The sequence below is a fragment of the Mycobacterium sp. ACS4331 genome (assembly GCF_001667265.1).
Taxonomy (GTDB): Bacteria; Actinomycetota; Actinomycetes; order Mycobacteriales; family Mycobacteriaceae; genus Mycobacterium.
In genome coordinates this window covers 50,638-56,860 of record NZ_LZHW01000057.1, presented here as the reverse complement: position 1 = coordinate 56,860, position 6,223 = coordinate 50,638, and the positions used below count along the sequence as shown (strand labels likewise).

General features: G+C 67.3%; 6 protein-coding genes. 4 read left to right on the top strand and 2 right to left on the bottom strand.

Annotated features, from left to right (window positions below):
- The first annotated feature begins 285 nt into the window (after positions 1 to 285).
- Complete coding sequence (locus A5727_RS13915) at positions 286 to 975, top strand: Rv1815 family serine proteinase (RefSeq protein ID WP_068250012.1); 690 nt, start codon at positions 286 to 288, stop codon at positions 973 to 975.
- A gap of 19 nt (positions 976 to 994) precedes the next feature.
- On the opposite strand, the gene A5727_RS13910 is transcribed toward A5727_RS13915, so the two are convergent.
- Positions 995 to 1,435, bottom strand: a complete 441-nt coding sequence (locus A5727_RS13910) for a nitroreductase/quinone reductase family protein (protein ID WP_068250010.1) — start codon at positions 1,433 to 1,435, stop codon at positions 995 to 997.
- Positions 1,436 to 1,532: 97 nt separating this feature from the next.
- Here A5727_RS13910 and A5727_RS13905 point away from each other — a divergent pair, with 97 nt between their 5' ends.
- The 3 genes from A5727_RS13905 (at position 1,533) to A5727_RS13895 (ending at position 4,296) form a co-directional block, all read left to right on the top strand.
- Positions 1,533 to 2,219, top strand: coding sequence for a TetR/AcrR family transcriptional regulator (locus A5727_RS13905; RefSeq protein WP_068250031.1), 687 nt, complete (start codon positions 1,533 to 1,535; stop codon positions 2,217 to 2,219).
- Positions 2,220 to 2,311: 92 nt separating this feature from the next.
- Entirely contained in the window at positions 2,312 to 2,812 is a 501-nt protein-coding gene (locus A5727_RS13900; protein ID WP_068250006.1) for a VOC family protein, read from the top strand.
- Entirely contained in the window at positions 2,809 to 4,296 is a 1,488-nt protein-coding gene (locus A5727_RS13895; RefSeq protein WP_068250004.1) for an FAD-binding protein, read from the top strand. The genes A5727_RS13900 and A5727_RS13895 overlap by 4 nt, the downstream gene beginning before the upstream one ends.
- Here A5727_RS13895 and A5727_RS13890 read toward each other — a convergent pair.
- Complete coding sequence (locus A5727_RS13890; RefSeq protein WP_068250002.1) at positions 4,293 to 6,200, bottom strand: ABC transporter ATP-binding protein/permease; 1,908 nt, start codon at positions 6,198 to 6,200, stop codon at positions 4,293 to 4,295. The genes A5727_RS13895 and A5727_RS13890 overlap by 4 nt on opposite strands.
- Between the last annotated feature and the right edge of the window lie 23 nt (positions 6,201 to 6,223).

The window sequence follows — 6,223 nt, the reverse complement described above, 5'->3', positions numbered from 1 at the left end:
GCCCACCCGTGCCTTTTTCCTGGGGGCCCCGGTGTTCAATTTCCCCTCTTTTAAAACCCCCCCCTCGGGGGGGCCCCTACCCCCTGTGTTGGGGCCCGCCGTTCTCGTGTCGGGAGGCCGCAGCCTCGGGCCGGGACCGCCTACCAGAAATTGCGGGAAAATGTTTTCAGGGAAACGGTAACGAACTGATCTCTATTGACCGATAACTGGGTAACGCATGGATCTGGCCGGGGCCCCCACGCCGCGGACACCTAGTGATCGGAGCTGCCGGTGCGCGGTCTGAGGATGAGGTCAATTGCAGCGGTGTGCTCCGCCGTGACGTCGGCGGTCGGCGCGCTTCTTCTGGCGACGCCGGCCGTACCGGCCGCCGCCGCACCGGTTCTGGTGCACCCGGGCATGGAGATTCGGCATGCCGCCAATGTCTGCACGCTCGGTTACGTCGACCCTGTCCTGCGGGTGGCCTTCACTGCCGGGCACTGCCGCGGCGAGGGACCTGTGACGGATGCGAGCGGCGTGGCGATCGGCAGTCTCGCGGCGTACCGCGACAACACGCCCAACGGCGCCACCGTGCGCACCGAGGATCTGATCGCCGACTACGGCGCCATCGTGTTGAACGACGATGTCGCCGTCAACAACATTCTTCCCGGGGGGCGCGCCCTGGAGTCCGAGCCGGGCCGGGTGCCTGCGCAGGGACAGCCGATCTGCCACTTCGGCATCATCACGGGTGAGAGCTGCGGGACCGTCGAGCGGGTCAACAACGGCTGGTTCACCATGGCCAACGGTGTCGTGAGTCAGAAGGGTGACTCCGGAGGCCCGGTCTATGTCCTCGACGGCGACCGCGCGGTGTTGGTCGGAATCTTCAACAGCACGTGGGGCGGCTTCCCGGCGGCCGTGTCGTGGGAGGCCACGTCCGGTCAGGTCAGCGAAGACGTCGGCGTCGTGAACACCGCGTCGTTCATCCGCCCGGTCGCCTGAGGGCTGCTGGTCCGGCGGGTCAGTCCGCGAGCGCGAAAACCGGGATGTCCGGGGCCGCGGCGCGCAACTGCCCATCGTCGGAATCCGGTGTCAGGCCCGCGATGTGGCCCTTGACCTCCCAGAACCACCGCTGCAGGTAGCGTCGCAGCACCTCGGACTTCGCGTCGTCGTCGAGCTCGACGATCGTTCGGGTGCGCCGACGCCAGCGGGGTCCGATCTCGACCGCTCCCGCGGCTCGCGCGTTGCGGACCCACTGGGTGTGGCCCCGCGGGGAGACGACGTAGTCGATGCCGTCGATCGACAGCAGATTCACCACGACGCTGCGCATCCTGCCCGTCTTGCGGCCGCGGATCCGCAGCGCGCAGGTGCCGGCGATGCTGACGCCGGACTCGGCGAGCCAGCGCAGGACGCTGTTGGCCGTTCGCGCCGCCAACCCGGGTGCTTCGTATCGAGTGGCCATCCAATCCTCCTTTGTGAACACTGCTCTCGTTTCAGGGTGTCACGGCGCGGTGCTGAATTCAAGAGCGGTGCTCTCTATTTGTGCCAGAATGGCGTCCGTGGGTAAGCGAGCCGAGACGCGGGAACGGATCGAGGCGCAGGTCATCGAGATCGGGCGGCGGCACCTGGCGACCGACGGGGCGGCCGGACTGTCACTGCGCGCGGTGGCGCGCGAGTTGGGGATGGTGTCCTCGGCGGTCTACCGGTACGTCGCGAGTCGCGACGAACTGTTGACCCTGTTGCTCGTCGACGCCTACACCGAGCTCGCCGATGCGGTGGACGAGGCCCGCACCCGGGTCGGTGCGGGTGCGTGGGACCGGCAGGTGATGGAGATCGCGCATGCCGTGCGCCGGTGGGCGGTGCAGCATCCGGCCCGCTGGGCGCTGCTGTACGGCAGTCCCGTGCCCGGCTACCACGCGCCGCGCGACGTCACCGTCGCGCCCGGCACCCGGGTCGTCCGCGCACTGTTCGAGGCGATCGGGTCCGGGGTGGCCAGCGGCGCCATTCCCGACGCCGACATCGTTGTCGCGCAGACCGTTTCGGCAGACTTCCGCCGACTCTGCGACGAGTTCGACTTCGCCGGCGGAGACGGTGCGGTGGCGCGGGGGTTCGTGCTGTGGGCCGCCCTGATCGGCGCCGTCAGCCTTGAGGTGTTCGGGCAGTACGGGGCCGACACGATCACCGACGCCGCCGAGGTCTTCGACCTTCAGCTGCGTCTGGTTCTGGCCTCGTTCGCCACCGAATAGAACGTGTTCTGATCGTGCAGGCGAGCCCCGATCGTCGCAGTTGTCAGGTTGTTTCCACGTGCCCCGAGGGCACTGGGCTATCCTTCGACATGATGAGCACTAGTGTCCGGACGCCTGTCCAGATCGCGTGGGTGACGCGTGACCTCGACGCGACCGAGACCGCGCTGACCGCGCTCCTGGGCGCCCGGAAATGGATCCGCATGCCCGAGGTGCATTTCGGCCCCGAGTCCTGCACGTACCGCGGCGTCCCAGCCGACTACGTCGCCGACATCTCGCTCAGCTACGCCGGCGACATGCAGGTCGAACTCATCCGGCCGGTGCGCGGCGACAACATCTACGATGACTTCCTGCGTGCCGGCGGCACCGGACTGCACCATGTCTGCGTCACGGCAGACGACACCGCGGCGTTCGCCGTGGCCGTGGCCGAGGCGCAGGCCGACGGCGCCGAGGTCGTCACCCGTGGCGTCATGCCCGGTGGCATGGAGTTCGCCTACGTCAGTGCGCCGGAGGCAGGCGTGCCGTACATCGAGATCGCCTACATCCCAGACGAGATCAAGACCTTCTTCGACTACATCAAGCAGGAGCAAGTGTGAGCACCGAGATCCCGGCAACCCGTAACGCCAGCACCGTCGAACAGTGGTCCGACGACGTCGATGTCGTGGTGATCGGCTTCGGAATCGCCGGGGGTTGCGCGGCGGTCAGTGCGGCGGCGGCCGGGGCCAACGTCCTGGTGCTCGAACGCGCCGCGGCGGCGGGCGGGACCACGTCGATGGCGGGTGGACACTTCTACCTCGGCGGCGGCACCGCCGTGCAGCAGGCCACCGGGCATGACGACACCGCCGAGGAGATGTACAAGTACCTGGTCGCCGTCGCCCATGAACCCGACCACGAGAAGATCCGCGCCTACTGCGAGGGCAGCGTCGAGCATTTCAACTGGTTGGAGGACTTGGGCTTTCAGTTCGAACGCAGCTTCTACCCCGGCAAGGTCGTCGTGCCGCCGGGAACCGAGGGGTTGTCCTACACGGGCAATGAGAAGGTGTGGCCCTTCGACGAGCAGGCCAAGCCGGCGCCACGCGGACACTCCGTGCCCGTCCCCGGTGAACTCGGCGGCGCGGCGATGGTGATCGAGCTTCTGCTCAAGCGGGCCGACTCGCTCGGTGTGCAACTGCGCTACGAAACCGGTGTCACGGGCCTCATCGTCGACGACGACGGTGCGGTCGTGGGGGTCAGCTGGAAGCACTTCGGCGAGACCGGTGCGGTCAAGGCCAAGTCGGTCGTCATCGCCGCGGGCGGGTTCGCGATGAATGCCGAGATGGTCGCCGAGCACACGCCGGCGTTGGGGCAGGAGCGAAAGACCAAGCACCACGGCACCGTTGCGCCCTACATCCTGGGCAACCCCAACGATGACGGCCTCGGCATCCGCATGGGTGTGTCGGCCGGCGGCGTGGCCAAGAACCTCGACCACCTGTTCATCACCGCCGCGGCATACCCCCCGGAGATCCTGCTCACGGGCGTGATCGTCAACAAGGACGGTCAGCGGTTCGTCGCTGAGGACTCCTACCACTCACGGACATCGGCCTTCGTCCTCGAACAACCCGATCAGATCGCCTACCTGATCGTCGACGAGGCACACATGCAGATGCCCGAGATGCCGTTGATCAAGTTCATCGACGGTTGGGAGACGGTTGCGGAAATGGAAGAGGCCCTTGGCATTCCGAAGGGCAACCTGGCGGCGACACTCGACCGCTACAACCAGTTCGCCGCCGAAGGGCACGATCCCGACTTCCACAAGAAGCCCGACTACGTCGCGGTCCAGGACCAGGGTCCGTGGGCGGCGTTCGACCTGTCGCTGGGGCGCGCCATGTACTCGGGTTTCACCATGGGCGGCCTGGCGGTGTCGCTCGACGGCGAAGTGCTGCGCGCGGACGGAACGCCCATCCCGGGCCTGTACGCCGCGGGGGCGTGCGCGTCGAACATCGCCGAGGACGGCAAGAACTACTCGAGCGGCACCCAGCTGGGTGAGGGCTCGTTCTTCGGTCGCCGCGCCGGAGCGCACGCGGCGACCCACGCCCGCTAGACCGGTGCCGTCGCCTCCTCGCACGGGATGAGCCGCCACTGGCCGTCTCCGAGCAGTTCGAGGCGCTGCTCGTGGTGCTGGCCCACGGTCGACCGGTGCGCGACGCTGACCAGGATCGTGTCGGGCAGTTCGGTGCGCACGAGGCTGTAGAGCATGTGCTCGAGTCCCTCGTCGAGCGCCGAGCTGGCCTCGTCGAGGAACACCGCCTTGGGCCGCGTGAGCAGGATGCGGGCGAACGCGATGCGCTGCTGCTCGCCGGGGGAGAGCCGTTTGGCCCAGTCGTCCACCTCGTCGAGGCGTTGTGCGCACTGCGGCAACGCGACCTTCTCCAGCACCGCGATGAGGTCGGCGTCGGGGATGTCGCCGGGCTGCTGCGGGTAGGACACCACGGCGCGCAGATCACCCAGCGGCACATAGGGCAGCTGTGACAGAAACATCGTCTCGTGCTCGCCGGCCGGACAGTGCAGGGTGCCGCTGGTGAACGGCCACAGCTGCGCGAGACTGCGGAGCAGTGTCGTCTTCCCGGTGCCGGACTGGCCCGAGATGATCAGCGTGTCACCGGAGTTCAGGCTCAGGTCGAGGTCGTCGATCAGCCGTTCGCCGGCCGGGGTGCGGACCTCGACGTCGGTGAGCTCCACGACGTCACCGCGGCTGGGTTCGACGTTGAGCGTCGGCAGCGCGCGGCCCTCCTCGTTGGCCACCACGAGTCCGTGCAGACGGATGATCGACGCCCGCCAGCCGGCGAAGTTGTCGTAGGCGTTGCGGAAGAACGACACGCCGGTGGTGACGGAACTGAACGCCGACGCGGTCTGGGTGACGTCACCGAGCTTGATCTCTCCGGCGAACATCCGGGGGGCCTGGATGAGCCAGGGCAGCGGCACGATGGACTGGCTGATCGACAGGTTCCATCCCAAAAAGCCCGCCATCCGGTTGATGTAGCGGCGGTAGTTCGCCACCACCGGGTCGAAGCGCTTGCGCAGTTGCAGGCGTTCGGCCAGTTCGCCGCGGTAGAACGCGACCGCCTCGGCCGCATCACGCAGGCGCACCAGCGCATAACGGAACGCCGCGTTGTACTTCTCGTTGTCGAATGCGCGCCGGATGATCGGGCGACCGATCCAGAAGGCGATGATCGTGGCGATCACCACGTACAGCAGGCCCACCCAGAACATCGCGCGGGGCATTGTGAAGCCGAACAGATTGAGCTCGCCCGACAGGTTCCACAGGATCGCGGTGAACGAGACCACCGACAGGATGGCCTCGATCGCACCGAACAGCAGCGTGCTGGTGGTGAGCTTGTTGGGCGTGTTCGGCAGCGAGTCGACACCCGTGGTGAAGATGTCGATGTCGGCCTGGATGCGCTGATCGGGGTTGTCGATCGTGTGATCGATGAAACGCGTCCGGTAGTAGGCGTGCCCGTCGAGCCAGTCTCCGGTCATCCGATCGGTCAGCCAGGCCCGCCAGGCGAGCATGAACCGCTGCATGAACCACAGGTCGACCATGGTGCGGACCACATGCAGGGTCGCCAGGGCCGCGAAGACGATCCACGACGTCCAGAAGCCGTGCACACCGGAATCGCGGACCTCCGGGTTCTCACCGGTGACGCCCATCTGTGCGGCCGAGTACATGTCGTTGTTCCAGTAGCTCAGCAGCACGTCGATCCGCACGCCCGCGACCACCAGCAGCAGGATCAGTGACAGCCACAGCCACACCTTCACCCGGGTTTCTCGCCCGGTGAAGTAGGCGCCCGTGATGCGCCAGTACTGGCGGCCCCAGCTGGTGAACCGGCCGATCAGGAACAGGACGACCAGGGTGGCGGCGGCGGTGTAGGCCCACCACCGCGCGATCCACCACAACGAGACGACCAGCTCGTTGCCCCAGTCGAGTGACGTCGTGAACAATTCCACCCCGGCAACCTACCCCGACATGC

Coding starts and splice junctions, on each gene's coding strand:
- A5727_RS13900 (WP_068250006.1), top strand. CDS start 2,312: ATGAGCACTAGTGTCCGGACGCCTGTCCAGATCGCGTGGGTGACGCGT.
- A5727_RS13910 (WP_068250010.1), bottom strand. CDS start 1,435: ATGGCCACTCGATACGAAGCACCCGGGTTGGCGGCGCGAACGGCCAAC.
- A5727_RS13915 (WP_068250012.1), top strand. CDS start 286: ATGAGGTCAATTGCAGCGGTGTGCTCCGCCGTGACGTCGGCGGTCGGC.